This is a genomic window from Serratia entomophila (assembly GCF_021462285.1).
In the GTDB taxonomy this organism is placed as follows: Bacteria; Pseudomonadota; Gammaproteobacteria; order Enterobacterales; family Enterobacteriaceae; genus Serratia; species Serratia entomophila.
This window is the reverse complement of sequence record NZ_CP082787.1, coordinates 4056835-4080633: the sequence shown is the minus strand read 5'-3', so window position 1 is coordinate 4080633 and position 23799 is coordinate 4056835. Positions and strand designations below refer to the sequence as shown.

At 62.4% G+C, this 23799-nt stretch carries 23 protein-coding genes and 1 other RNA gene; 19 read left to right on the top strand and 5 right to left on the bottom strand.

Annotated features, from left to right (window positions below; all coding sequences use genetic code 11):
- Positions 1 to 7 precede the first annotated feature (7 nt).
- The 3 genes from KHA73_RS19740 to zapA form a co-directional block, all read right to left on the bottom strand.
- A complete protein-coding gene (locus tag KHA73_RS19740) occupies positions 8 to 616 on the bottom strand; it encodes a 5-formyltetrahydrofolate cyclo-ligase (protein WP_234586159.1) in 609 nt (202 codons plus the stop codon).
- 54 nt (positions 617 to 670) lie between these two features.
- Positions 671 to 853: non-coding RNA, 6S RNA (ssrS, locus tag KHA73_RS19735), on the bottom strand.
- A gap of 42 nt (positions 854 to 895) precedes the next feature.
- On the bottom strand, positions 896 to 1225 hold the full coding sequence (zapA, locus tag KHA73_RS19730; RefSeq protein ID WP_061797030.1) for a cell division protein ZapA: 330 nt from the start codon (positions 1223 to 1225) through the stop codon (positions 896 to 898).
- 320 nt (positions 1226 to 1545) lie between these two features.
- On the opposite strand from zapA, the gene KHA73_RS19725 reads away from it, so the two are divergent.
- The 8 genes from KHA73_RS19725 (at position 1546) to KHA73_RS19690 (ending at position 12104) form a co-directional block, all read left to right on the top strand.
- Entirely contained in the window at positions 1546 to 2124 is a 579-nt protein-coding gene (locus KHA73_RS19725; RefSeq protein ID WP_234586158.1) for a YecA/YgfB family protein, read from the top strand.
- A gap of 62 nt (positions 2125 to 2186) precedes the next feature.
- Positions 2187 to 3500 carry a Xaa-Pro aminopeptidase gene (pepP, locus tag KHA73_RS19720; protein WP_234586157.1) on the top strand — a complete coding sequence of 438 codons (1314 nt, stop codon included), beginning with the start codon at positions 2187 to 2189 and terminating at the stop codon, positions 3498 to 3500.
- A 4-nt stretch (positions 3501 to 3504) separates the two neighbouring features.
- Positions 3505 to 4683: a 2-octaprenyl-6-methoxyphenyl hydroxylase gene (ubiH, locus tag KHA73_RS19715; RefSeq protein WP_234586156.1), complete on the top strand. Its 1179-nt coding sequence runs from the start codon at positions 3505 to 3507 to the stop codon at positions 4681 to 4683.
- An 80-nt stretch (positions 4684 to 4763) separates the two neighbouring features.
- Positions 4764 to 5966: an FAD-dependent 2-octaprenylphenol hydroxylase gene (gene ubiI, locus KHA73_RS19710; RefSeq protein WP_234586155.1), complete on the top strand. Its 1203-nt coding sequence runs from the start codon at positions 4764 to 4766 to the stop codon at positions 5964 to 5966.
- A 506-nt stretch (positions 5967 to 6472) separates the two neighbouring features.
- Positions 6473 to 7570: a glycine cleavage system aminomethyltransferase GcvT gene (gene gcvT, locus KHA73_RS19705; RefSeq protein WP_234586154.1), complete on the top strand. Its 1098-nt coding sequence runs from the start codon at positions 6473 to 6475 to the stop codon at positions 7568 to 7570.
- Positions 7571 to 7665: 95 nt separating this feature from the next.
- Positions 7666 to 8052, top strand: coding sequence for a glycine cleavage system protein GcvH (gene gcvH / locus KHA73_RS19700; protein WP_234586153.1), 387 nt, complete (start codon positions 7666 to 7668; stop codon positions 8050 to 8052).
- A 100-nt stretch (positions 8053 to 8152) separates the two neighbouring features.
- Positions 8153 to 11032 (top strand): aminomethyl-transferring glycine dehydrogenase, encoded by a 2880-nt coding sequence (gene gcvP, locus KHA73_RS19695; protein ID WP_234586152.1) that lies wholly within the window; start codon positions 8153 to 8155, stop codon positions 11030 to 11032.
- 106 nt (positions 11033 to 11138) lie between these two features.
- Positions 11139 to 12104 carry a quinone oxidoreductase family protein gene (locus KHA73_RS19690; protein WP_234586150.1) on the top strand — a complete coding sequence of 322 codons (966 nt, stop codon included), beginning with the start codon at positions 11139 to 11141 and terminating at the stop codon, positions 12102 to 12104.
- Here KHA73_RS19690 and KHA73_RS19685 read toward each other — a convergent pair.
- The gene (locus tag KHA73_RS19685; protein ID WP_234586149.1) at positions 12101 to 12631 is read right to left on the bottom strand and encodes a GNAT family N-acetyltransferase; all 531 of its coding nucleotides are present in this window, start codon (positions 12629 to 12631) and stop codon (positions 12101 to 12103) included. The genes KHA73_RS19690 and KHA73_RS19685 overlap by 4 nt on opposite strands.
- A 104-nt stretch (positions 12632 to 12735) precedes the next feature.
- Here KHA73_RS19685 and KHA73_RS19680 point away from each other — a divergent pair, with 104 nt between their 5' ends.
- The 3 genes from KHA73_RS19680 (at position 12736) to KHA73_RS19670 (ending at position 14163) form a co-directional block, all read left to right on the top strand.
- Entirely contained in the window at positions 12736 to 13482 is a 747-nt protein-coding gene (locus KHA73_RS19680) for an SDR family oxidoreductase (RefSeq protein WP_234586148.1), read from the top strand.
- A 77-nt stretch (positions 13483 to 13559) separates the two neighbouring features.
- Positions 13560 to 13883, top strand: a complete 324-nt coding sequence (locus KHA73_RS19675) for a BrnT family toxin (RefSeq protein WP_073970285.1) — start codon at positions 13560 to 13562, stop codon at positions 13881 to 13883.
- Positions 13846 to 14163 (top strand): BrnA antitoxin family protein, encoded by a 318-nt coding sequence (locus tag KHA73_RS19670; protein ID WP_234586147.1) that lies wholly within the window; start codon positions 13846 to 13848, stop codon positions 14161 to 14163. Before KHA73_RS19675 ends, KHA73_RS19670 begins: the two co-directional genes overlap by 38 nt.
- A gap of 75 nt (positions 14164 to 14238) precedes the next feature.
- On the opposite strand, the gene KHA73_RS19665 is transcribed toward KHA73_RS19670, so the two are convergent.
- Complete coding sequence (locus KHA73_RS19665; RefSeq protein WP_234586146.1) at positions 14239 to 14973, bottom strand: GntR family transcriptional regulator; 735 nt, start codon at positions 14971 to 14973, stop codon at positions 14239 to 14241.
- A gap of 72 nt (positions 14974 to 15045) precedes the next feature.
- Here KHA73_RS19665 and KHA73_RS19660 point away from each other — a divergent pair, with 72 nt between their 5' ends.
- From KHA73_RS19660 to KHA73_RS19625, 8 genes are all read left to right on the top strand, one after another.
- Positions 15046 to 15759, top strand: coding sequence for a DUF2848 domain-containing protein (locus tag KHA73_RS19660; protein ID WP_234586145.1), 714 nt, complete (start codon positions 15046 to 15048; stop codon positions 15757 to 15759).
- Positions 15759 to 17141, top strand: coding sequence for an amidase (locus KHA73_RS19655; protein ID WP_234586144.1), 1383 nt, complete (start codon positions 15759 to 15761; stop codon positions 17139 to 17141). Before KHA73_RS19660 ends, KHA73_RS19655 begins: the two co-directional genes overlap by 1 nt.
- Before the next feature lie 13 nt (positions 17142 to 17154).
- Positions 17155 to 17808 carry a DUF4286 family protein gene (locus tag KHA73_RS19650; RefSeq protein WP_234586143.1) on the top strand — a complete coding sequence of 218 codons (654 nt, stop codon included), beginning with the start codon at positions 17155 to 17157 and terminating at the stop codon, positions 17806 to 17808.
- Positions 17805 to 19127: an MFS transporter gene (locus tag KHA73_RS19645; protein WP_234586142.1), complete on the top strand. Its 1323-nt coding sequence runs from the start codon at positions 17805 to 17807 to the stop codon at positions 19125 to 19127. Before KHA73_RS19650 ends, KHA73_RS19645 begins: the two co-directional genes overlap by 4 nt.
- A 312-nt stretch (positions 19128 to 19439) precedes the next feature.
- On the top strand, positions 19440 to 20258 hold the full coding sequence (locus tag KHA73_RS19640) for a DeoR/GlpR family DNA-binding transcription regulator (RefSeq protein WP_234586141.1): 819 nt from the start codon (positions 19440 to 19442) through the stop codon (positions 20256 to 20258).
- 56 nt (positions 20259 to 20314) lie between these two features.
- Positions 20315 to 21298 (top strand): substrate-binding domain-containing protein, encoded by a 984-nt coding sequence (locus tag KHA73_RS19635; RefSeq protein WP_234586140.1) that lies wholly within the window; start codon positions 20315 to 20317, stop codon positions 21296 to 21298.
- A 2-nt stretch (positions 21299 to 21300) separates the two neighbouring features.
- Positions 21301 to 22818: a sugar ABC transporter ATP-binding protein gene (locus tag KHA73_RS19630; RefSeq protein ID WP_234586139.1), complete on the top strand. Its 1518-nt coding sequence runs from the start codon at positions 21301 to 21303 to the stop codon at positions 22816 to 22818.
- Positions 22811 to 23797 (top strand): ABC transporter permease, encoded by a 987-nt coding sequence (locus KHA73_RS19625; RefSeq protein WP_234586137.1) that lies wholly within the window; start codon positions 22811 to 22813, stop codon positions 23795 to 23797. The genes KHA73_RS19630 and KHA73_RS19625 overlap by 8 nt, the downstream gene beginning before the upstream one ends.
- Positions 23798 to 23799: the final 2 nt, after the last annotated feature.

Sequence of the window (23799 nt, the reverse complement as noted above, 5' to 3'; positions counted from 1 at the left end):
CTTTTTGCTATTCAACGCCAGGCCATGCCCAGCCGCGCGACGGGGTCAGGATCTCCGGCAGCGGAATATCCCAGCGTTCGGTCGGCAGGCGTTCCACCTGCTGGCAGTCGTGGGCCAGCCCGATGGGATAGGGGCCGCCGCGTTGCCAGTTCTGCAAGGTGCGGTCGTAAAAGCCGCCGCCCATCCCCAGCCTTTGGCCTGCGTCGTCGAAGGCGACCAGCGGCGCCAATACCACCTCCAGCGCACCAAGCGGCAGTACCTGGCGCACGTCGAGCCGCGGTTCCAGAATACCGAAACGGTTGGGCGCCAGCGGGGTATGCGGGGTATAGCGCAGGAACAGCAGATGGCCCGGGCTGAAAGGGTGAAGCACCGGCAGGTAAACCCGTTTGCCTAATCGCCACAGCCGCTCGATCAGCGGGGCGGTATCGAGCTCGCCGTCGAACGACAAAAACACCGCAACGTTTTGCGCCGCCGCAATTCGCGGATGCGTGGCGACGCGCGCGGCAATTTTTTGGGCGGCAAGATACTGCTGTTCGGGCGTAAGTTCGCGTCGGCGCTGGCGAATTTGCTGGCGAATGCGTTGGCGCTGTTGGGAAAACCGAGGTTGAAAAGACATGGTGTCAGGCTTGCTCAATGTGGCCGTGCAGCACACATAAACCGCTGAGAATGGGGAATCTCCGAGATGCCGTCGCAGGCTGTAACCCTTGAACCCATGGTTCAAGGTGAACGTGCTGTCGCAATCTTAAGGCTTCTCGGCGGGCCGAGCATGCACACCGATCGCGGATCATCACATTCTGTTGGTACTAAATATCGGCTCAGGGGACTGGCCCGCTGGCGAACATCTCAGAGAAATTTTGTACTCGCTGCTGAAAATTTTAGCTTTCAACAACTTAAGTTATTCGAATTGTGCATCCTGACGTTCAGAGATGCGACCCTGTTCAAGCAATGCCTGTTCAATGGTCTGTTGCAGCATACGAATGCGTTGTTCCATATTGGACGCATAATCACGGGTTTTCAACCGTTCTTGAGCAAGTTCGTGACAAACGTTCAATGCCGCGATAAAAACCAGCTGCTCAGTATTTGTGACTCTAGTGCGAACTTTAAGATCTTGCAACCGTTGGTTAAGATCGTCCGCCGCCATGTTCAACGCATCTTGTTGTTCTGGCGGGCAATTGACTCTTAACGAGCGGCCAAAAATTTGAATATCTACCGGTTGTGCAGACATGCCACCTTCCTGCCTAAATTTCGCGCCAGCTCCGGTTTGCCCTTGCCGGGCCGTCAAAGCGGGCGCCACTATATATACCTCGGTACCAAGATACAACCCCTTTTTCAGTACCTGGTTGTAATCTACTGTGACAGACATTACCAGTCAAAAAAGGGTTTCAAAATGCGTATTTACCGCCATCTTGCCCCTCGCCGGCGCAGTGTGAAACCTGCCACATCACGATTATAACTAGCCACTGAGGTGTCGCGCTTATCTGGTATAGCGACGGACCTTGGTGGTAGCATAACACGAACTTATCCTGCCAACGATGACGAATGCGCATGTCTATACAGAATACATTTCCAAGTTACCAATCTTTGACCGTTGCCCTCAATCAGCAGGCGGTAGCGCTGACTGCGGCAGAAATGCACGGTTTGATCAGCGGCCTGCTGTGCGGCGGCAGCCGTGACGCCGGCTGGCAGGCGCTGGTGCACGATCTGACCAACGAAGGCGTGGCCTTCCCGCAGACGCTGAGCCAGCCGCTGCAGCAACTGTATGAAATGACAAAAGAAACCCTGGAAGACGACGAGTTCATGTTCCAGCTGCTGTTGCCAGAGGGCGAAATCGTCAGCGTATTCGACCGCGCCGATGCGCTGGCCGGCTGGGTGAACCACTTCCTGCTGGGATTGGGCATGATGCAGCCGAAGCTGGCCCAGGTGAAGGATGAAGTGGGCGAAGCCATCGACGATCTGCGCAATATCGCCCAACTGGGGTACGACGAAGACGAAGATCAGGAAGAGCTGGAGCAGTCGCTGGAAGAAGTGGTGGAGTATGTGCGGGTCGCCGCCATTCTGTGCCACGGTGAATTCACGCGCCAGAAACCGACGGCGCCGGAAAACATCAAACCGACGCTGCACTAAACCTCATATTGTTGCCGGTCCGCAAGCGGTGAGTGCGGATGAATTGATTTCAGGAGAAGGTAATGACTCAGCAGGAATTCAACAACCGCCGTCAGGCGCTGTTGGCGAAAATGGCTCCGGCCAGCGCGGCGGTTATTTTCTCTGCGCCGGAAGCGACGCGCAGTGCAGATTCGGAATATCCTTACCGTCAGAACAGCGACTTTTGGTATCTGACCGGCTTCAACGAGCCGGAGGCGGTGCTGGTGCTGATCAAGAGCGACGAGACGCATAACCACAGCGTGTTGTTCAACCGGGTTCGCGATCTGACGGCGGAAATCTGGTTCGGCCGCCGCCTCGGGCAAGAGGCCGCGCCGGCGAAGCTGGGGGTGGATCGCGCGCTGCCGTTCGACGAAATCAACGAGCAGTTGCACCTGCTGCTCAACGGGCTGGACGTGGTTTACCATGCGCAGGGCGAGTACGAATACGCCGATCGGATCCTGTTCGGCGCGCTGGACAAGCTGCGCAAGGGGTTCCGCCAGAACCTGCAGGCGCCGGCGACGGTGACCGACTGGCGGCCGTGGCTGCACGATATGCGCCTGTTCAAATCGCCGGAGGAGCTGGCGATCATGCGCCGTGCCGGCGAGATTAGCGCGCTGGCGCATACCCGCGCGATGGAAAAATGCCGTCCGGGCATGTTCGAATATCAGCTGGAGGCGGAAATCCATCACGAATTCACCCGCCTTGGCGCCCGTTATCCGTCTTACAACACCATCGTCGGCAGCGGTGAAAACGCCTGCATCCTGCACTACACCGAGAACGAAAGCGAATTGCGCGACGGCGATCTGGTGCTGATCGACGCCGGCTGCGAGTACCAGGGCTACGCCGGCGACATCACCCGCACTTTCCCGGTCAACGGCAAATTCAGCCGGCCGCAGCGCGCGGTGTACGACATTGTTTTGGCCTCGCAGTTGCGCGCTCTGGCGCTGTTCAAACCGGGCATCAGCATTCGTGAAGTCAACGACGAAGTGGTGCGTATCATGATTGCCGGGCTGGTGGAGCTGGGGGTGATGAAGGGGGAGGTGGAACAGCTGTTCGCCGAGCAGGCGCACCGCCAATTCTACATGCACGGGCTGGGCCACTGGCTGGGGCTGGATGTGCACGACGTCGGCCATTACGGCACGCCTAATCGCGATCGCACGCTGGAGCCCGGCATGGTGCTGACCGTCGAGCCGGGGCTGTATATCGCGCCGGACGCGGACGTGCCGGCGGAGTACCGCGGCATCGGTATCCGCATCGAAGACGATATTCTGATCACCGCCGACGGCAATGAAAACCTGACCGCGAGCGTAGTGAAAGACGCAGACGCCATTGAGGCCTTGATGGCGGCGGCAAGGTAAGCGAATGAGCGTAATTATTGTCGGCGGCGGCATGGCGGGCGCGACGTTGGCGCTGGCTATCTCGTCGCTCACCCAGGGCCGGATGGCGGTGGATCTGGTTGAGGCGACGGCGCCGGACGATCGTAGCCACCCGGGGTTTGACGCCCGCGCCATCGCTTTGGCGCAGGGCACCTGCCAGCAGTTGACGCGCATCGGCGTTTGGCCGGCGCTGCGCGACTGCGCCACGCCCATCACGCAGGTGCACGTCAGCGATCGCGGCCACGCCGGTTTTGTTAACCTGCATGCGCAGGACTATCAGGTTGAGGCGCTCGGCCAGGTCATCGAACTGCACGACGCCGGGCAACGGCTGTTTGCGCTGCTGGCGAAGGCGCCCGGCGTGACGCTGCACTGCCCGGCGCGGGTGGTTGACGTGGTTCGCAGCGCCGAGCGGGCGGAGGTGCTGTTGGACAACGGCCGTCGCCTCAGCGGGCAGCTGCTGGTGGCGGCCGACGGTTCGCGTTCGGCGCTGGCGCAGGCCTGCAACGTGCAGTGGCAGCAGAGCGACTACCCGCAGTTCGCCACCATCGCCAACGTCACCACCGCAGAAGATCCGCAGGGGCGCGCCTTCGAGCGCTTTACCCGCCACGGGCCGCTGGCGCTGTTGCCGATGGCGCAGGGCCGCAGCTCGCTGGTGTGGTGCCATGGGCGGGAAGCGCGCGAACAGGTCGACGCCTGGGACGATGCGCGCTTTATCAGCGAGCTGCAGCTGGCTTTCGGCTGGCGGCTGGGCAAGATTATCAAGGCCGGCAAACGGCACAGCTATCCCCTCAGTTTATTGACCGCTAACCGGCACGTCAGTCACCGGCTGGCGCTGGTGGGCAATGCCGCGCAAACGCTGCATCCGATCGCCGGGCAGGGCTTCAACCTCGGCCTGCGCGACGTGATGTCGTTGGCGGAAACCCTGGCGGAAGCCGCGCACGGCGGGGAAGACGCCGGCGGCTATGCGCTGCTGAGCCGTTATCAGCAACGGAGGCAGAACGATCGGCAGGCGACGGTCGGCGTGACCGACGGCCTGATCCGGCTGTTCGCCAACCGCTACGGCCCGCTGGTGGTCGGCCGCAACCTGGGGCTGATGGCGATGGATCGGCTGCCGGCGGTGCGTGACGCCTTCGCCAAACGCACGTTGGGCTGGGTGGACCGCTAGGCTTACATTCGGGTGCAGCCCGCTGCACCCACCGCGCCGCGCACCCCTGCACGGCGCGCTATTTAAGGAAATCGAGCAGCATGCAATCATTTGACGTGGTTATCGCCGGTGGCGGTATGGTGGGGCTGGCGTTGGCCTGCGGCCTGCAGGGCAGCGGACTGCGCGTTGCGGTGCTGGAGCGTCAGCCGCCGGACATGACGCCGCCTCAGGAGCAGCCGGCGCTGCGCGTCTCCGCCATCAACGCCGCCAGCGAACGTCTGCTGCAGCATATCGGCGTTTGGGAGGATATCCTCCAGCTGCGCGCCAGCGCTTACAACGCGATGGAAGTGTGGGATCGCGACAGCTTCGGCAAAATTGCCTTTCGCGGCGACGAGAGCGGTTTCAGCCATCTTGGCCATATCATCGAAAACGCGGTGATCCAGCAGGCGCTGTGGAGGCGCGCCGAAAGCCTGTCCGATATCAGCCTGATCGTTCCCGCCACCCTGAAACAGGTGGCCTGGGGGGAAAACGACGCCTTCATCACGCTGGAAGACGGCCGCATGCTGACCGCCCGGCTGGTGATCGGCGCCGACGGCGCCCAGTCGTGGCTGCGCCAGCATGCCGATATCCCGCTGACCTTCTGGGATTACCGCCACCATGCGCTGGTGGCCACCATCCGCACCGAAGAGCCGCATCTGGCGACGGCGCGGCAGGTGTTTCACGGCGACGGCATCCTGGCGTTTCTGCCGTTCGGCGATCCGCATCTGAGTTCGATCGTCTGGTCGGTCGCGCCGGAAGAAGCGGAACGGTTAAAACAGCTGGCGCCGGAGCAATTCAACCGTGAGCTGGCGATGACTTTCGATATGCGGCTGGGCAATTGCAGCCTGGAAAGCGAACGGCAGGCCTTCCCGCTGACCGGGCGCTATGCGCGCAGCTTTGCCGCGCACCGCCTGGCGCTGGTCGGCGATGCGGCGCACACCGTGCATCCGCTGGCTGGGCAAGGGGCCAACCTGGGCTTTATGGACGCCGCCGAGCTGATCGGCGAACTGCGCCGCCTGCAGCGCCAGGGTAAGGACATCGGCCAGCACCTGTATCTGCGCCGCTACGAGCGCCGCCGCAAACATGGCGCGGCGGTGATGCTGGCCGGCATGCAGGGGTTCCGCGAACTGTTCGACGGCGACAATCCGGCCAAAAAGCTACTGCGCGACGTTGGCCTGCGGCTGGCGGGCAGCCTGCCGGGCGTCAAGCCGAAGCTGGTACGCCAGGCAATGGGCCTGAACGATCTGCCGGAGTGGCTGGCATAACCTCGCTTGGCGGGCCCCCGGCGGGGCCTGCCCATCCCCCGCTTATTCCCATATCTTTTCCTTATATAACCCTTCATTTGAAATAATCTAATTCAGGTCCATTTTTAGCATTACTTTTTCTAATTCGGCGGTCGGTTATCAAAAGCCGAAATTCCGCGTGAGGCCGCCGGTTTGTTATATAACTTCGGAGTTTTGCCGCTTTAATTGTTAATTTTGTGCCTTAAAGCGCATTTTTCCAGTGAAAAACTCTGCACACTGACCCGGCATTTTGCTGCCCCCGAACGGCGCTGAGCCTATTTTAACTTATGGTTAATGTGGTCGTTCGGTGATAACTTCGGGGGAAAGGTATCGTTTGCGTCACGGCGCTCAGCCGCAGTTTTCGGCCGCGCGGGCGCAGCGTTTCTGTTGAGCAGTCAGTGCGCCATGCAAACGGGCCGCGGGCCAGATTCAGACACATTGCGTGGCAGCACCCTATCTTCTAGCGACCGAGTGGAAAGAGGGAAAAGATGGCAAAGCAAACCCCACTGTACGACCAGCACGTGGCGTGCGGTGCGCGCATGGTAGACTTTCACGGCTGGATGATGCCGCTGCACTACGGCTCGCAGATCGATGAGCACCACGCCGTGCGCCAGGATGCCGGCATGTTCGATGTCTCCCATATGACCATTGTGGATCTGCACGGCGCCCGCACCCGTGAGTTCCTGCGTTACCTGCTGGCGAACGACGTCGCCAAGCTCACCCAACCCGGCAAGGCGCTGTACACCGGCATGCTGAACGCCTCCGGCGGCGTGATCGACGATCTGATCGTCTACTTCCTGACTGAAGACTATTTCCGCCTGGTGGTGAACTCCGCCACGCGCGACAAAGATCTGGCCTGGATCGAAGAACACGCCGAACCTTACGGCGTCGCACTGACGGTGCGCGACGATCTGGCGCTGATCGCGGTGCAGGGCCCACAGGCCAAAGAGCGCGCCGCTACCCTGTTTACCCCGGAACAAAAAAGCGCGATCGAAGGCATGAAGCCGTTCTTCGGCGTACAGACCGGGGATCTGTTTATCGCCACCACCGGCTACACCGGTGAAGCCGGTTATGAAATCGCCCTGCCGAAAGAGCAGGCGGCGGATTTCTGGCAAAAACTGCTGGCGGCGGGCGTTAAGCCGGCCGGTCTGGGCGCGCGCGACACTCTGCGCCTGGAAGCGGGCATGAATCTGTACGGGCAGGAGATGGACGAGGGCGTTTCGCCGCTGGCCGCCAATATGGGCTGGACCATCGCCTGGCAGCCGGAAGAGCGCCAGTTCATCGGCCGCGACGCGCTGGAACAGCAGCGCGATCAGGGCACCGAACAGCTGGTCGGCTTGATCATGACCGAAAAAGGCGTATTACGTAATGAGCTGCCGGTGCGTTTCACCGACGCGGCGGGGCAGACGCACGAAGGCGTGATCACCAGCGGGTCATTCTCGCCGACCCTGGGCTTCAGCATCGCGCTGGCGCGGGTGCCGGCCGGTATCGGCGAGCAGGCCATCGTGCAGATCCGTAACCGCGAGATGCCGGTCAAGGTAACCAAACCTGGCTTTGTCCGCGCCGGCAAGCCGCTGACAATTTGATTCTTTATTGATTATTCCCATGGATCTCGCTCGCGGCCAACAGGCTGCGCCGTGAGAGACGCAGGGAAATTATTTCTTCGAAGGAGTAACCGGCTATGAGCAATGTGCCAACAGAATTGAAATACGCCTCTTCCCACGAGTGGGTTCGTTCGGAAGGTAACGGCGTTTACACCGTGGGCATCACCGAACACGCGCAGGAACTGCTGGGCGATATGGTGTTTGTCGATCTGCCGGAAGTGGGCCGCACCGTTGCCGCCGGTGAAGATTGCGCCGTGGCGGAGTCCGTCAAGGCGGCCTCAGACATTTACGCGCCAATCAGCGGCGAAATCGTTGCGGTAAACGGCGAGCTGGAAAGCTCTCCGGAGCTGGTGAACAGCGAGCCCTACGGTGAAGGCTTCCTGTTCCGGATTAAAGCCTCAGACGAAGGCGAACTGGCGAACCTGCTGGACGCCGCGGCTTATCGGGCCTCGATCGACGAGTAATGCTTACCGCGCCCCGGGCCTTTTGGCCGGGGCGTTTTAGTTATAGATCAAGCTATATCCCGTACTCCCGTACCACGTAAGAATTCAGGAATTTGTAGCAATGACTCAGACACTCAGCCAACTTGAACACAGCGAAGCGTTCATCGAACGCCACATCGGCTCTTCTGCGGAACAACAGCAGGAGTTGCTGGCAGCGGTGGGCGCGCGTTCGCTCAACGCGCTGATCCAACAGATCGTGCCGGCGGACATTCAGCTGCCGGGGCCGCCGCCGGTGGGCGACGCGGCGACGGAGCATCAGGCGCTGGCTGAGCTGAAGGCGATCGCCGCGCAGAATCAGCGTTACAAATCCTATATCGGCATGGGCTACAGCGCGGTGCTGACGCCGCCGGTGATCCTGCGCAACATGCTGGAAAACCCGGGCTGGTACACCGCTTATACTCCTTATCAGCCGGAAGTGTCGCAGGGCCGCCTGGAGGCGCTGCTGAACTTCCAGACCGTCACGCTTGATCTGACCGGTCTGGATCTGGCCTCCGCCTCGTTGCTCGACGAAGCCACCGCCGCCGCCGAAGCCATGGCGCTGGCCAAACGCGCCAGCAAACTGAAAGACGCCAACCGCTTCTTCGTGGCTGACGACGTGCACCCGCAAACGCTGGACGTGGTGCGCACCCGCGCCGAAACCTTCGGCTTCGACGTGATCGTCGATAAAGCGGAAAAAGTGCTGGAGCTGGACGGCGTGTTCGGCGTGCTGCTGCAGCAGGTGGGCACCACCGGCGAACTGCACGACTACGGCGCGCTGCTGGCCGAGCTGAAATCCCGTAAAATCGTCACCAGCGTGGCCGCTGACATCATGGCGCTGGTGCTGCTGACCGCGCCGGGCAAACAGGGAGCCGACGTAGTATTCGGCTCCGCACAGCGCTTCGGCGTGCCGATGGGCTACGGCGGCCCGCACGCCGCCTTCTTCGCCTGCCGCGACGAATTCAAACGCTCAATGCCGGGCCGCATCATCGGCGTATCCCGCGACGCCGCCGGCAACACCGCGCTGCGCATGGCGATGCAAACCCGCGAGCAGCACATCCGCCGTGAGAAGGCCAACTCGAATATCTGTACCTCGCAGGTGCTGCTGGCCAACATCGCCAGCCTGTACGCGGTGTACCATGGCCCGCAGGGCCTGCAGCGCATCGCCGGGCGCATCCACCGCCTGACCGACATCCTGGCCGCCGGGCTGCAGCAGGCCGGCCTGACGCTGCGCCATAAAACCTGGTTCGACACCCTGACGGTAGAAGTGAAAGACAAGGCCGCGGTGCTGGAACGCGCACTGAGCTTCGGCATCAACCTGCGCACCGACATCCACGGCGCGGTGGGCATGACGCTGGACGAAGCCACCTCGCGCGAAGACGTGCAGACGCTGTTTGCGCTGCTGGCGGGTGATAACCACGGGCTGGATATCGACGCGCTGGACGCGGCGGTAAGCAAAAACAGCGCCTCGATCCCGGCCGCCATGCTGCGCAAGGATCCGATCCTGACCCATCCGGTGTTCAACCGCTACCACAGCGAAACCGAGATGATGCGTTACATGCACCGTCTGGAGCGCAAGGATCTGGCGCTGAACCAGGCGATGATCCCGCTGGGCTCCTGCACCATGAAGTTGAACGCCGCGGCGGAAATGATCCCGATCACCTGGCCTGAATTCTCCGAGCTGCACCCGTTCTGCCCGCCAGAGCAGGCGGCGGGTTATCAGCAAATGATCGGCCAGCTGTCGCAGTGGCTGGTGCAGCTGACCGGCTATGACGCGGTCTGCATGCAGCCGAACTCCGGCGCGCAGGGCGAATACGCCGGCCTGCTGGCGATCCGCCGTTACCACGAAAGCCGCAACGAAGCGGGCCGCCACGTTTGCCTGATCCCAAGCTCCGCGCACGGCACCAACCCGGCTTCCGCCCAGATGGCGGGCATGAGCGTGGTGGTGGTGGCCTGCGACAAGAACGGCAACATCGATTTGCACGATCTGCGCGTCAAGGCGGAGCAGGCGGGCGAAGCGCTGTCCTGCATCATGGTGACCTACCCGTCAACCCACGGCGTGTATGAAGAAACCATTCGCGAAGTGTGCCAGATAGTTCATCAATTCGGCGGCCAGGTGTATCTGGACGGCGCGAACATGAACGCCCAGGTGGGCATCACCACGCCGGGTTACATCGGCGCGGACGTTTCGCACCTCAACCTGCATAAAACCTTCTGCATCCCGCATGGCGGCGGCGGCCCGGGCATGGGCCCTATCGGCGTGAAAGCGCACCTGGCGCCGTTCGTGCCGGGCCACAGCGTGGTGCAGATCGACGGCGTGACCACCCAGCAGGGCGCGGTATCCGCCGCACCGTTCGGCAGCGCGTCAATCCTGCCGATCAGCTGGATGTACATCCGCATGATGGGCGCGGAAGGCCTGAAGCAGGCCAGCCAGGTGGCGATCCTTAACGCCAACTACATCGCTACCCGTCTGAAGGACGCTTATCCGGTGCTGTATACCGGCCGCGATCACCGCGTGGCGCACGAATGCATTCTCGATATTCGTCCGCTGAAGGAAGAGACCGGCATCAGTGAAATGGACATCGCCAAGCGCCTGATCGACTACGGCTTCCACGCGCCGACCATGTCGTTCCCGGTCGCGGGCACGCTGATGGTCGAGCCGACCGAATCGGAAAGCAAGGTGGAGCTGGATCGCTTTATCGACGCGATGCTGGCCATCCGCAGCGAAATTGACCGCGTCGCCAAAGGCGAGTGGCCGCTGGAAGACAACCCGCTGGTGAACGCGCCGCACGTGCAGGCGGAGCTGGTCAGCGACTGGCAGCATGCCTACAGCCGCGAGCTGGCGGTGTTCCCGATCGCCGGCGTGCGCGAGAACAAGTACTGGCCGAGCGTTAAGCGTCTGGATGACGTGTACGGCGATCGCAACCTGTTCTGTTCCTGCGTGCCGATGAGCGAATACGAATAACACATTCGGCAAAGTTTGTGTTCGGGGGACACCGCATCATGCGGTGTCCCTTTTTTATTGCGGCTCGTAGCCCTGACGAGCCGGCGTCCCGAACCGAGGAGTCATTATGCAAGCGGCAATAGTTACAGCGCTGGGGCAAGCCCCGGTTTTCGGCAACTTTGCGGAACCGCAGGTACAGGCTGGCGAAGTGTTGATTGAGGTGCTGACGGCGGGCATCAAGCAGTTGGACCGCGCCACCGTGGCGGGCACCCATTATTCCAGCCCCAAACGGCTGCCGATCGTGCCCGGCACCGACGGCGTCGGGCGCACGCCGGACGGCCAGCGTGTGTATTTCGCTGCTTTCCGCCGCCCCTACGGCGCGATGGCCCAGCGCAGCGTCGCTTCCTGGACGGTGCCGGTGCCCGCGGCGGTGGATGACGCCACCGCCGCGGCGCTGATCAATCCGGCATTCGCCGCCTGGCTGCCGCTGCGCTGGCGGGCGGACCTGCAGCCCGGCGAAACCGTGCTGATCGTCGGCGCAACCGGCACCTCGGGCAAGCTGGCGGTTGCCGCGGCGCGCCAGGCGGGAGCGGGGCGCATCGTCGCCGCCGGCCGTCGGCAGCCGGTGCTGGACGCGTTGGGCGTTGACGCCACGGTGGACCTGACTCTGGAAGGCGAGGCGCTGACGCAGGCCTTCGCGGCGGCGGCGGGCCCGCACGGCTATCAGGTGATCGTCGATTATATCTGGGGTGCGCCGACCGAAGCGCTGCTCGCCACGCTGAACAATCACGATCTTTCTTCTTACGCCGGCGGGCGCGGCATTCGGCTGGTCAACGTCGGTTCGATGGCCGGGCCGAATATCCGGCTGCCGGCGGCGGTGCTGCGCAGCAATCAGCTGCAGATTATGGGCAGCGGCACCGGCAACTTCCCGCCGGTGCCTGAAATGCAGCGCTATGCGAGCGAGATCCTGGCGCTGGCCGCCGCAGGCGAAATCACGCTGGAGACGCAGGAGCACGCGCTGGCGGAGATCGCCGAAGTCTGGGAGCTGAACAAGACCAGCGACGTGCGTTCGGTGATGCGCATTTCCCGCTAGCGGCAATAGCAGGCCAGATGGATATCCTCCGGCTCGCGGGCGAACAGCTCGGCATCGGGGCTCTCGATGAGCCGGCAACCCTGCGCCAGATAAAAGTCCACGGTGTTTTTGTTGGGGATCGATGAGACATACAGCCCGGCGGCGCCCTGCTGCCCGGCCTGGCGCAGGCAGAGCTGGAACAGCCGTTTGCCTAGCCCCTGGCCGCGTTTGTGCGCGCTGACGTAAAAGAACAGCAGCTGGCGCAGATCCCGATCCGGGCCGCGCAGTTCGGTATCGACAGCCGCCGCCGCCACAATCTCCTCGCCTTCGAACAGCGCGAAGAATACGCCGCCGCGGTCGAAACATGCTTCGTGAATGGGGGTGTAGGTTTCCTTATCATGCGGATCCCAGCCGCGCACGTCGTAGTAGTCGGCGTAAGGCTGCAGTTCGCCGTCCTGCAGGCGATACAGGGTATCGATAATTTCGCTGCGATCGATGCTCCACAGCAAATCAAGCTGCTGCCGCTGCAGCAAAATGGGGGCGCTCATAGTCACTCGCTCTCAGGTTTTCCTGGCCATAATATAGCAGGCCGGCGCGGCTTTTCTCAGTGCCGGTTACCGATGTCGCTTCGCTAATCAGAGAAAGGAACAGCATGACGAAAGTTGCACTGATCACCGGCGCCAGCCGGGGTATTGGCCGCGCGACCGCCTTGTTGCTGGCCCGGCAGGGCTATGCGGTGGGCGTTAACTATTTGCGGGATGCCGTCGCCGCGCGCCAGGTGGTGGCGGAGATTGAATCCCTGGGCGGCAGAGCCTTGGCGCTGCAGGCGGATATCGCAGACGAGGCGCAGGTAATGGCGATGTTCAGCGCGCTGGACGCCGGATTGGGCACGCTCGGCGCGCTGGTCAACAACGCCGGCATCCTGTTCCAACAGGGGAGCATCGAGCAACTGACCGCCGAGCGCATTAACAAGGTGTTGGGCACCAATGTCACCGGTTACTTCCTGTGCTGCCGCGAGGCGGTGAAACGCATGGCGCAGCGCCATGGCGGGCAGGGCGGCGCGATCGTGAATGTTTCCTCCGCCGCTTCCCGCTTGGGCGCGCCGGGGGAGTACGTGGATTACGCCGCGTCGAAGGGCGCGGTCGATACGCTGACCACCGGGCTGGCGTTGGAGGTGGCGGCGCAGGGCATCCGCGTCAACGGCGTGCGGCCCGGGCTGATCTATACCGAGATGCATGCCAGCGGCGGCGAACCCGGCCGGGTGGATCGCGTGAAGGAAAGCCTGCCGATGCGGCGCGGCGGCCAGCCGCAGGAGGTGGCGGAAATCATCGCCTGGCTGCTGTCCGATGCCGCCTCTTACGTGACCGGCAGTTTTATCGACGCGGCCGGCGGGCGCTGAGGGGGCTCAATTGTTTTGACATCGCCGGCGTTGGGGGGTATTTTTGCTTAAATAACAATCAAATTGTAGTTACAAAAATGTATGTTTATTTTGAATGGAATCAAGATAAAAATCAAAACAACCTGAGGAAGCATCACGTCAGTTTTGAAGTGGCGCGACACGTTTTTTCGGATCCGAACCACCTGGCGGTGCTGGAACGAATCGAAGGAGGGGAAGAACGTTGGCAAACTATCGGCATGGTTGGCGGTTCTTTGCTGCTGTTGGTCGCGCATACCCTGTCCGAAACTGATTCTGCCGGTGACAGCATCGAGATAGTACGTATCATTTCAGCGCGTAAGGCCGATGCGAAAGAGAGAGGGAGATATGAAGCGCAAAAATTCAGTCAGAAATCTGCAACATAGCGTGCTTCCACCGCTGTCGGAAGAACAAAAAGCGCAGATAGCTTCCCTGAGCTCTCTGCCGGACGTGGAGATTGACCATGCTGATGCGCCATCGCTCGGCGATGAAAAGTGGAGTACGGCGGTTCAGGGGCGGTTTTACAAACCGGTGAAAGTGTCAAAAACGATCAGAATTGATGCGGACGTTTTGGCATGGCTGCAAAGGCCGGGCAAGGGCTATCAGAAACGTTTGAATGCCCTGCTGCGTGAGGCGATGCTGAAAGATTGCGAACGCGAAGAATGAAGGGCCGCGCCACGGGGTAAACATCCGCTGACTCAGCGTCGGCGGATTTTTTATGTCTGACATTCCCCTGAAATGTTAACCCTCGTGCAGCAACGCGCTGCGGAACGACAGGATATGCGCCTGCGCCGCATCGGCCGCCGCGTCGCTGTCCTGCGCGGCCAGCGCGGCGACGATCGCCCGGTGCTCCTCGATCACTTCCCGCATATGCCCTTCGCGCGACAGCGTGCTGGCCCAGAAACGCTGCGCCCTGGCGTGCAGCACGCTCAGGATGTCCGCCAGCATGCTGTTGCCGGCGATCTGCGCCAGTTCCTGATGGAATTCATGATCCAGCGTCATCATCAGCACCCGGTCACGCTGCTGGCTGGCGGCTTCTATTTGCTGATTGAGCGCGGTCAGGGCGGCGATTTGCCGCTCGGTGATTTTCTTGCTCGCCAGCCGCATGCACAGCATTTCATTGGCCAACCGCACCTCTATCAGCTCCAGCGCATCGTCCATCGACAGCGGCGCAACCATCACTCCCTTGCGCGGGATCACCTGCAGCAGGCCTTCGTTGGCCAGGCGATGGATTGCCTGATTGATCGGGGTTCTGCCCATCTCCAGCTCCGCCATCACCTGAGCGGTATTGAGGTACTCGCCCGGCTTGTAGCTTAGCGTCACCAGCGCCTGTTTGAAGCGGCGGTAGGCCAGTTCGTTCAGTGACAGTCCGGCTTCCTCTGCCGTCGGGAGTTGTGGGCTCTCTGCGTCAACGGTCTTCACGTTCTGCTCCTGCAAGAAGAAAGTTTTTAGACATAGTACACAAAAACATGGCATGGAAATCGCTTATTTGGTAACTAAAGATATAGTGAAATTTCACAGTATTTTAACCAAAGAGGCGATAAGGCCATGAGACTGACCTTTACTTTACCCGAATCCCGCGGCGCTGCGGCGCTGAATGTCGAGATCGATCAGCTGGTGATCGCCGGCTGGACAGGGCGCGATCGCGAGGCGATCTTGCACCATATCAGGGAGCTGGCCGAGCTGGGCGTGCCCCAACCCAGTGCAATTCCCCTGTTTTACCGCGTGGCGGCCAATCAGCTTAGCCAGAACGATTGCATTGAGGTGATCGGCAGCGCCACCTCCGGCGAAGCGGAACCTTTTATCTTCTCTCAGGGCGGCGAGCTGTTCGTTTCGCTGGCGTCGGATCATACCGATCGCCAGTTGGAGGCCCACAGCGTGGCGCTGTCGAAACAGATCTGCGTCAAACCGGTGGCGCGCGCCGCCTGGCCGCTGCGCGAGGTGCTGGATCATTGGGATGCGCTGATCCTGCGCTCGTGGATCAAGGAGGACGGCGAGTTTCGGTTGTATCAGCAAGGCACTCTCGCCAGCCTGCGCACGCCCGGCGATCTGCTGGAGCGTTATCTCAGCGGTTTACAACTGCCGGAATGCGGATTGGCGCTGCCGCAAGCGCCCGATGGCCTGGCGATGACCTGCGGCACGCTGGCGGCGATCGGCGGCATTCGCCCGGCGCTGGAATTCCGCATGGAGTTGGCGGACGACGTGCTGGGACGAACCATCAGCCACAGCTATCGCAGCATTGAGCTGCCGGTGGTGGCCTGATGAATAGGCTGACTCTGGAACAGGCCGCCGCGGCGCTGGCCAAGGGCGAACTGACCGCGGTGCAGTTGACGGCCGCCGCGCTGGCGCAGATAGCTGATGAACGGGGTGAAGGCGTGCGTGCTTTCACTCGGGTTTATGGCGAGTGGGCGCTGCGTCAGGCGCAGGCTGCCGATCGGCGGCGCGCGGAAGGCAAGCCGCTGTCGGCGCTGGATGGCGTGCCGGTCTCGGTCAAAGACCTGTTCGACGTCGCCGGCGAACCCACCGCCGCCGGCTCGCAGGTGCTGGCCGCAGCGCCAAAGGCGGATCGCCATGCCGCGATAGTGGAACGCCTGTTGCAGGCGGGAGCGGTGGTGATCGGTAAAACCAATATGACCGAATTCGCTTACTCCGGGCTGGGCATCAATCCGCATTACGGCACCCCGGCGAATCCCTGGGATCGCGGTGTGGGCCGCATTCCGGGCGGTTCCTCTTCTGGGGCTGCGGTGGCGGTGGCCGATGGCATGTGCTTTGGCGCCATCGGCAGCGATACCGGCGGTTCGGTGCGCATCCCTGCCGCCTTCTGCGGGCTGACCGGCTTCAAACCTACGGCCCGGCGCATCAACGACGGCGGTCTGCTGCCGCTGTCGCCGTCGCTGGATTCGATCGGCGTGATCGCCCACAGCGTCGCCGGTTGCCTGGCGCTGGACGCGCTGATTGCCGACAGCCCGCTGCAGCCGCCAACAAAAACGTTGGAACAGGCGCGCTTTGCGGTGCCGCAGACGCTGGTGCTGGATGAATTGCAGCCGCAGGTCGCCGAGGCATTCCAGCTCGCCTTGCAGCGGCTGGCGCGCGCCGGCGCGCAGATCGAGCCGATTCCTTTGGCGGAGCTCGCCGAACTGGCGGCGTTCAACGCCGGCGGCGGCTTCACCGCGCTGGAGTCCTGGCGCTGGCATCGGGCGCTGATTGCCGAACGGGCCGATGACTATGACTCGCGCGTGCTGTCGCGCATCCGCCGTGGCCAGCCGCTGGGGGAACAGGATTTGCAACAGCTGCGGCAGCAACGCGCCGATTGGCAGCAACGGGTGGCGGCGGCGATGCAAGGCTATGACGCCCTGCTGATGCCGACAGCGCCGCTGATTGCGCCGGCCATCGCCGAACTGGAGGCAAGCGAAGAGGCCTATTTCCGCAGCAACGGTCTGGCGCTGCGCAATCCTTCAATCATTAACTTCCTTGACGGCTGTGCGCTGTCTTTGCCCTGCCAACGGCCGGGCGCGGCGCCGGTCGGCCTGATGCTGGCCGGGCTGTCGATGCAGGACGAGGCGCTGCTGGGTTGGGCGCAGGCCGTCGAACGCTGCCTGGCGGGCGCGTCATTGACCGGCGGGCATCCCGCCTTATTTAGCTAACAGGAGAGTCCCCATGACCGGTTCCCCGAACGGAATGCTGTTTGTCGCAACAGATGTCGCCGCGCAGGACGAGGCGGATTTCAATCAGTGGTACGACCGCGAGCACGTCGAAGAACGGGTGCGGGTGCCCGGTTTTTTATCCGGCACTCGCTATCAGGCGCTGCAGGGCGGGCGTAAATATCTGGGGCTGTATAAAACCGAATCGCTGGCCAGCTTCACCACCGAAGCTTACCGCGCCGCCTTCCAGCACCAGACGCCGTGGTCGGTGGCCAGCCTGGGCAAGATGCGCAACCCGATGCGCCGGGTATGTGCGGTCGAGGCCGTTACCGGCCAGGGCAGCGGCAGCCATCTGAGCATCATCACCCTGGCGCCGGCGGAGCCGGATGCGCTGCGCGCCTGCGCCACCGCCCTGGGCGCACGGCTGGCCGAACAGCCGGGCTTTGTGCGCAGCAGCCTGTTGACGCCGGACGCCGAACTCAGCTCGCCGCTGCCGAAAGAATCCCGCGAGAACCGCCAGCTGCTGCCGATGCTGTTGATCGAAAGCAGCAACGCCGAGGCGGGCCAACGCCTGACTGAGCTGGCCTGCCGCGCGTTGAAAACCCCCGCCGGCGAGGCCTGGCATTACGCCCTTGGCTGGCAACTGACCGTACAGGAGCTGACATCATGAGCGCATCCACCACTGAAACGCCAATTGTCCCGTCGGTCAAAGCGCCGACCGCCAACCCGCCGAATACCGGCAAACTGGCCGCGGCCAGCTCGATCGGCACCGCGCTGGAATGGTATGACTTCACCGTTTATAACATCATGGCGGCGTTGATTTTCAACCACGTATTCTTCCCGTCGTTCGATCCGCTGGTGGGCACCATTCTGGCCTTTTCCACCTACGCGGTCGGCTACGTCTCGCGGCCAATCGGCGGCATCCTGTTCGGCCATCTCGGCGACGTGCTGGGCCGGCGTTTCGTGTTGGTCACCACCCTGGTGATCATGGGGGTAACCACGGCGCTGATGGGGCTGCTGCCGGGTTACGCCAGCTGGGGCATCTGGAGCCCGCTGCTGCTGGTGACGCTGCGCTTTATTCAGGGCATCGCGCTGGGCGGCGAGTGGGCAGGGGCGGTGCTGCTGTCGATGGAGCACGGCAAACCGCATCAGCGCGGGCGCAACGCCTCCTTTGCGCAGGTGGGGCCTTCCTGCGGTACGCTGATAGGCACCGGCTTGATCACGCTGGTGACGGTGGCGATGTCGGCGGATGATTTCCAGCAGTGGGGCTGGCGCATTCCGTTCCTGCTCAGCCTGGTGCTGGTGATCTTCGGCCTGTGGCTGCGTCGCGGCGTGGGCGAGACCCCGGCGTTTCTGCAGCTGGAGGCGTCGAAAGACGTTACCCAGGCGCCGATCCGCGAGGTATTCACCAGGCATATGCGCCCGTTGCTGATCGCCGGCGGTTCGCGCATCGGCTCCGACGTGCTCTATGCATTGGTGGTGGTGTTCACCCTGACCTACGTCACTAGCGTACTGAATCTGCCGCGCCCGCTGGCGCTGGCCGCCACCATGCTGGGGGCGATCGGCAACGCCATTACCGTGCCGATGTTCGGCGCGTTGTCCGATCGCTTCGGCCGTCGTCCGGTGTATATCGGCGGGGCGCTGGCGGCGATAATCTGGGCCTTCGCGTTCTTCGTGCTGCTCGACAGCACGCAGCCGGTGCTGATTTGCACGGCGGTGGTGGTCGGCCTGCTGATCCACGCCGCGATGTACGGCCCGCAGGCGGCGTTTATCACCGAACAGTTCCCGACCCGGGTGCGCTATGCCGGGTCATCGCTGGCCTATACGCTGGCGGGGATCCTGGGCGGCGGTTTCGCACCGTTGATCATTGCGTCGCTGTTCAAGTCCTATAACAGCACGCTGGCGATCTCGGCCTACGTGGTGGTGGCGCTGCTGATTACGCTGTGGGCGGTTTTGGCCGCGCGCGAAACGGCGCATAAGCCGTTGTAAAACCGGTGCCGGGCGGCGGCTGCGCCCGGCGTTCGGTCAAAACCGCATAAACGGTCATTAACGGTCACTCGCCGCGGCGTGGAATTGTGACCGTTTGCGATTTCCCCGCTGTCTATTTGCCGTGCGATCTGGGCAGAACTGCCTGCCAGGCCACAGTTTCATAATTATCCATTTCATTTCCCCTCCAATTTTTTTGACAACTATCACACCGCAATCGTTGAGCGATCGCGGCGCGCTTCGCTTTGCGTCAGGGCGCAAAACCTGGCGCGGTGAATCGCTATCGTAATTACCGTCGAGGAGGAGAGAAGAAACATGCTGCCTGTAGAACGTCATCGCTTTATCGCCGAAGTCTTGAGCCAGCGCGGCCGCGTCATGGTGCAGGAGGTGGCGCAGCTGTGCCACATCTCGATCGAGACGGCGCGGCGTGATTTGGCCCTGCTGGAACGGCGCGGCCTGCTGTTGCGCAGCCACGGCGGGGCGGTGTTTGTCGAACAACCGCCGGTGGAAAAGGCGTATGTGCCGGCGGAGATCGATCAGGGCGAATCTTTTCGCCAGCGCAGCAACGATGCGCCCGATCAGAAAACGCGCATCGCCAAGCGCGCGTTGGATTTCATCGCGCCGGGCGATTGCCTGCTGCTGGACAGCAGCTCCAGCAGTTGGTTCCTGGCCCGGCAGTTGCCGGACATCTCGCTGGTGGTGTTGACCAATTCGCTGCACATCATCCAGACGCTGGCCTGCAAGGCCAACGTGCGCACCATCGGATTGGGCGGGGAGTATTCCGCCAAGTACGAGGATTTTATCGGCGTGCTGGCGGAGCAGATGCTGAAGGAGTTCGTTATCAACAAGCTGTTTTTCTCCTGCCACGGCATCTGCCAGGACGGCGGCATTCGCGAGAGCAACGAACACCATGCGCGGCTCAAGCAGCAGATGCTGCTGGCCTCCGAACGCAAGTTTTTGCTGGTGGACAGCAGCAAGTTCGGCCGTCGCTCTTTCGCCCGCATCTGCCACTACCGGGAGATAGACACCCTGATCACCGATCGTCTCAGCGACGACGAATTCCGCCAGGAGCTGGCGTGGAACAACGTTGACGTGATTGAGGTTTCGCCCGCCGCCAAAAAACCGGCGAGATAACGCATAACAATGAATGAAAGCAGTTAATTACAGCTAACACTCGTGGAGATAGAACAATGAAAAAATCCGTACTGGCCGGTTTGTTTGCCTCGCTGCTGCTGTCGCTGTCTGCGCAGGCGGCGGACAAAGTCAAAATGGGCGTGGTGGTGAAAATCGGCGGTATCCCCTGGTTCAACGCCATGGAGGCCGGCATCAAGAGCGAAGGCGCCAGGCGCGGCATCGATGCCTGGATGGTCGGCCCGACGGCGGCGGATCCGGCGCTGCAGGTGCGCGCCATCGAAGATTTGATCGCCCAAAAGGTGGACATCATCGGCGTGGTGCCGAACGACGCCCGGGTGCTGGAGCCGGTGCTGAAACGCGCGAAGGAGGCCGGCATCAAGGTGATCGTGCATGAATCCCCCGGGCAGAAATACGCCGACTGGGACTTTGAGCTGGTCGATGCCGGCCAGCACGGGGTCAACCATATGAAAGCGCTGGCCGCCTGCATGAAGGAACAGGGCAAATATGCGGTGTACGTCGGCAGCCTGACGGTGCCGCTGCATATCACCTGGTCGGACTCGGCGATTAACTACCAGAAACAGCACTACCCGCACATGCAGCTGGTGGGCGACAAGTTCGGCGTGGGCGAATCGCTGGATGACAGCGTGCGCACCACCAACGATCTGATGGCCAAATATCCGGACCTGAAGGGCGTGCTGGCCTTCGGTTCGCAGGGGCCAATCGGCGCCGGGCGCGCGGTGCTCAACCGCGGCAAGAGCAAGGATATCTGCGTGATCGGGCCGTTCAGCCCGGGCCAGGGCGCTTCGCTGGTCAACCGCGGCGCCATCAGGGGCGGCTATATCTGGAACCCGATGGTAGCCGGCGAGGTGTTTGTGCGCATCGCCGACATGATGAGCAAGGGCGAAAAGATAACCGACGGCATGAGCATCGAAGGCATGGGCAAGGTGCAGGTGGATGAGCGGCAGCGCACCATTCTCGGCAACGCCACCGAAAGCCTGGACCAACAAAACCTGCCGAAGCTGGTGAAGATGGGGCTGTGACTATGGCTATCTCCGGGATGACGGCGGCGCAGGGCGCCCCGCTGATTGAACTGCAGCATCTGTCGATGACCTTTGGCGGCCAGCGGGCGCTGAACGATATTTCGCTGGCGCTGATGCCGGGCGAAGTGCACTGCCTGGCCGGCACCAACGGCTGCGGCAAGAGCACGCTGATCAAGGCGATTGCCGGCGTCTATCAGCCGGATGCCGGCAGCCGCATCACCCTGGGCGAGCGGCGCTTCAGCCGGCTTTCGCCGGAACAGGCGCGCGGCTTCGGCATTCAGGTTATCTATCAGGATCTGTCGCTGTTTCCCAACCTGACGGTGGCGGAAAACATTGCCTTCGAGCACAACCTGCGCGGCCTGCTGGGCTGGTATCGCCCGGCGCGGCTGCGGCGCACCGCCGAACGCCTGCTGAGCGAGCTGAATTTCAATCTGGATCTGGACCGCCGGGTGGAGGAACTGCCGATTGCCCAGCGCCAACAGGTGGCGATTTGCCGCGCGCTGGTGGCGCAAGCGCGGCTGGTTATCATGGATGAGCCCACCGCCTCGCTGACGCGCACCGAGGTGAACCAGCTGCTGCGCACGGTGAACTACCTGAAAGAGAAAGGCATTTGCGTGGTGTTCGTCAGCCACCGGCTGGATGAAGTGCTGGAGATCTCGGATCGCGTCACGGTGATCCGCGACGGCAACAAGATCGGCACCTGGCCGGCGGCGGAGATTACCAGTGAGCGGCTGACCGAGCTGATGACCGGCCTGAAGCTGGATTATCAGCTGAAGGCGCCGAATCTGAACCCCGAACGGGTGATGCTGGAAGTGGAGCGGCTCAGCCGCGGCGGGCAGTATCGCGACGTCAGCTTCCGGCTGCACCAGGGCGAAGTGCTCGGCCTGTGCGGGCTGCTGGGCTCCGGCCGCACCGAACTGGCGCTGAGCCTGTTCGGCATGACCCGGCCCGACAGCGGCAAAATCTACCTCGACAGCAAGCCGGTGCGCTTTCGCAGCCATGAGGATGCGATCAAATCGGGCATCGGCTATGTCTCGGAGGATCGCCTGACGCTGGGGCTGGTGCTGCAACAGTCGGTGGCGGACAACACCGTATTGACCATTCTCGACCAGCTGCGCGGCCGTTTTCGCCTGATCGACGACTACCGCAAGAACCGCATCGTGGCGCAGTGGATCGAGCGGCTCGGCGTGCGGGTGGCGGATCCCGAACAGGCGATCTCAACGCTGTCGGGGGGCAATCAGCAAAAGATCGTGCTGGCCAAGTGGGTGCTGACCCAGCCGCGGATCCTGATCCTCGATTCGCCCACCGTCGGCGTCGACGTCGGCGCCAAGGCCAGCATTTATCAGCTGATCCATCTGCTGGCGCAGGAGGGGATCGCCATCGTGCTGATCTCCGACGAGGTGCCGGAGGTGTATTACAACTGCGACCGGGTGCTGCACTTCAGCGGCGGCAGCGTGGTCGGCGAATACCGGCCCGGACAGGTCAGCCAGCAACAGCTTGCGGAGGCGGTAAATGCGTAAATTCAGCCTGCGGCCGCGCGGCAATGAAGGCTATCTGGCCTGGGTATTGCTGCTGACGGTCACGGTATTTTCACTGCTCAGCGAGCAGTTTTTGACGGTGCAGAACCTGCTCGACCTGAGCGAAAGCTATGCGGTCAGCGGCATCTTCGCGCTCGGCCTGTTCGTGGTGCTGGTGACCGGCGGCATCGATATTTCCTTCGCCGCAGTGGCGTCCGTCGTGCAGTACCTGGTCGCCAGCCTGGCGACCCACTACGGACTGGCCAGCCCGGCGGGCGGCATTCTGCTGGCGCTGGCGGTCGGCGTTCTGCTGGGGATGGTCAATGCGCTGCTGATCTACTGCCTGCGCATCGTTTCAATCATCGTCACCATCAGCATGCAGGCATTGCTGTTCGGCATGCTGATGTGGCTGACCAACGGCCGCAGCCTGTATGCGCTGCCGGACTGGTGGACGCTGCCGCGCAGCGTGCTGCCGTTCCAGCTGGGCGAGCAAAGCTACCAGGTCGGCCTGCCGACGCTGGTGATGCTGGCGGTGGCGCTGCTGACCTGGCTGTTGCTGAACAAAACCCACCTCGGCCGCCAGCTGTTCGCCGTCGGCGGCGATCAGGAATCGGCGCGGCGCATCGGCATTCGCGTTGGGCTATTGCACCTGTTCGCCTATGGCTATCTGGGGGCGATGGCGGCGATTGGCGGGCTGGTGCAGGTCTACCGCATGGGGGAAGTGGTGCCCAACGCGCTGGTGGGCGGCGAACTGGACGTTCTGGCGGCGGCGGTGCTGGGCGGCGCCAGCCTGAACGGCGGCAAGGGCAGCGTGATCGGTACCCTGATGGGGGTATTCCTGATCGGCGTGCTGAAAAACGGCCTCAACCTGATCGGCGTCTCCAACTATTTCATGAATATCGTGATTGGCCTGGTGATCGTCGCGGCCATCACCGTCACCCATTACAAAAAACGCAAAGAAACCGACGTCGGTTTCGCCTGAGG

What these genes read in the sequence shown, in the direction of transcription:
- KHA73_RS19680 (WP_234586148.1), top strand. Translation starts at nt 12,736, where the DNA reads ATGACGAAAGTTGCACTGATCACCGGCGCCAGCCGGGGTATTGGCCGC.
- KHA73_RS19650 (WP_234586143.1), top strand. Translation starts at nt 17,155, where the DNA reads ATGACCGGTTCCCCGAACGGAATGCTGTTTGTCGCAACAGATGTCGCC.
- KHA73_RS19665 (WP_234586146.1), bottom strand. Translation starts at nt 14,973, where the DNA reads ATGCCATGTTTTTGTGTACTATGTCTAAAAACTTTCTTCTTGCAGGAG.
- KHA73_RS19640 (WP_234586141.1), top strand. Translation starts at nt 19,440, where the DNA reads ATGCTGCCTGTAGAACGTCATCGCTTTATCGCCGAAGTCTTGAGCCAG.
- KHA73_RS19630 (WP_234586139.1), top strand. Translation starts at nt 21,301, where the DNA reads ATGGCTATCTCCGGGATGACGGCGGCGCAGGGCGCCCCGCTGATTGAA.
- KHA73_RS19635 (WP_234586140.1), top strand. Translation starts at nt 20,315, where the DNA reads ATGAAAAAATCCGTACTGGCCGGTTTGTTTGCCTCGCTGCTGCTGTCG.
- KHA73_RS19675 (WP_073970285.1), top strand. Translation starts at nt 13,560, where the DNA reads ATGTATGTTTATTTTGAATGGAATCAAGATAAAAATCAAAACAACCTG.
- ubiI (WP_234586155.1), top strand. Translation starts at nt 4,764, where the DNA reads ATGCAATCATTTGACGTGGTTATCGCCGGTGGCGGTATGGTGGGGCTG.
- pepP (WP_234586157.1), top strand. Translation starts at nt 2,187, where the DNA reads ATGACTCAGCAGGAATTCAACAACCGCCGTCAGGCGCTGTTGGCGAAA.
- gcvH (WP_234586153.1), top strand. Translation starts at nt 7,666, where the DNA reads ATGAGCAATGTGCCAACAGAATTGAAATACGCCTCTTCCCACGAGTGG.
- zapA (WP_061797030.1), bottom strand. Translation starts at nt 1,225, where the DNA reads ATGTCTGCACAACCGGTAGATATTCAAATTTTTGGCCGCTCGTTAAGA.
- KHA73_RS19740 (WP_234586159.1), bottom strand. Translation starts at nt 616, where the DNA reads ATGTCTTTTCAACCTCGGTTTTCCCAACAGCGCCAACGCATTCGCCAG.
- KHA73_RS19690 (WP_234586150.1), top strand. Translation starts at nt 11,139, where the DNA reads ATGCAAGCGGCAATAGTTACAGCGCTGGGGCAAGCCCCGGTTTTCGGC.
- KHA73_RS19660 (WP_234586145.1), top strand. Translation starts at nt 15,046, where the DNA reads ATGAGACTGACCTTTACTTTACCCGAATCCCGCGGCGCTGCGGCGCTG.
- KHA73_RS19685 (WP_234586149.1), bottom strand. Translation starts at nt 12,631, where the DNA reads ATGAGCGCCCCCATTTTGCTGCAGCGGCAGCAGCTTGATTTGCTGTGG.
- ubiH (WP_234586156.1), top strand. Translation starts at nt 3,505, where the DNA reads ATGAGCGTAATTATTGTCGGCGGCGGCATGGCGGGCGCGACGTTGGCG.
- KHA73_RS19625 (WP_234586137.1), top strand. Translation starts at nt 22,811, where the DNA reads ATGCGTAAATTCAGCCTGCGGCCGCGCGGCAATGAAGGCTATCTGGCC.
- KHA73_RS19725 (WP_234586158.1), top strand. Translation starts at nt 1,546, where the DNA reads ATGTCTATACAGAATACATTTCCAAGTTACCAATCTTTGACCGTTGCC.
- gcvT (WP_234586154.1), top strand. Translation starts at nt 6,473, where the DNA reads ATGGCAAAGCAAACCCCACTGTACGACCAGCACGTGGCGTGCGGTGCG.
- gcvP (WP_234586152.1), top strand. Translation starts at nt 8,153, where the DNA reads ATGACTCAGACACTCAGCCAACTTGAACACAGCGAAGCGTTCATCGAA.
- KHA73_RS19670 (WP_234586147.1), top strand. Translation starts at nt 13,846, where the DNA reads ATGAAGCGCAAAAATTCAGTCAGAAATCTGCAACATAGCGTGCTTCCA.
- KHA73_RS19645 (WP_234586142.1), top strand. Translation starts at nt 17,805, where the DNA reads ATGAGCGCATCCACCACTGAAACGCCAATTGTCCCGTCGGTCAAAGCG.
- KHA73_RS19655 (WP_234586144.1), top strand. Translation starts at nt 15,759, where the DNA reads ATGAATAGGCTGACTCTGGAACAGGCCGCCGCGGCGCTGGCCAAGGGC.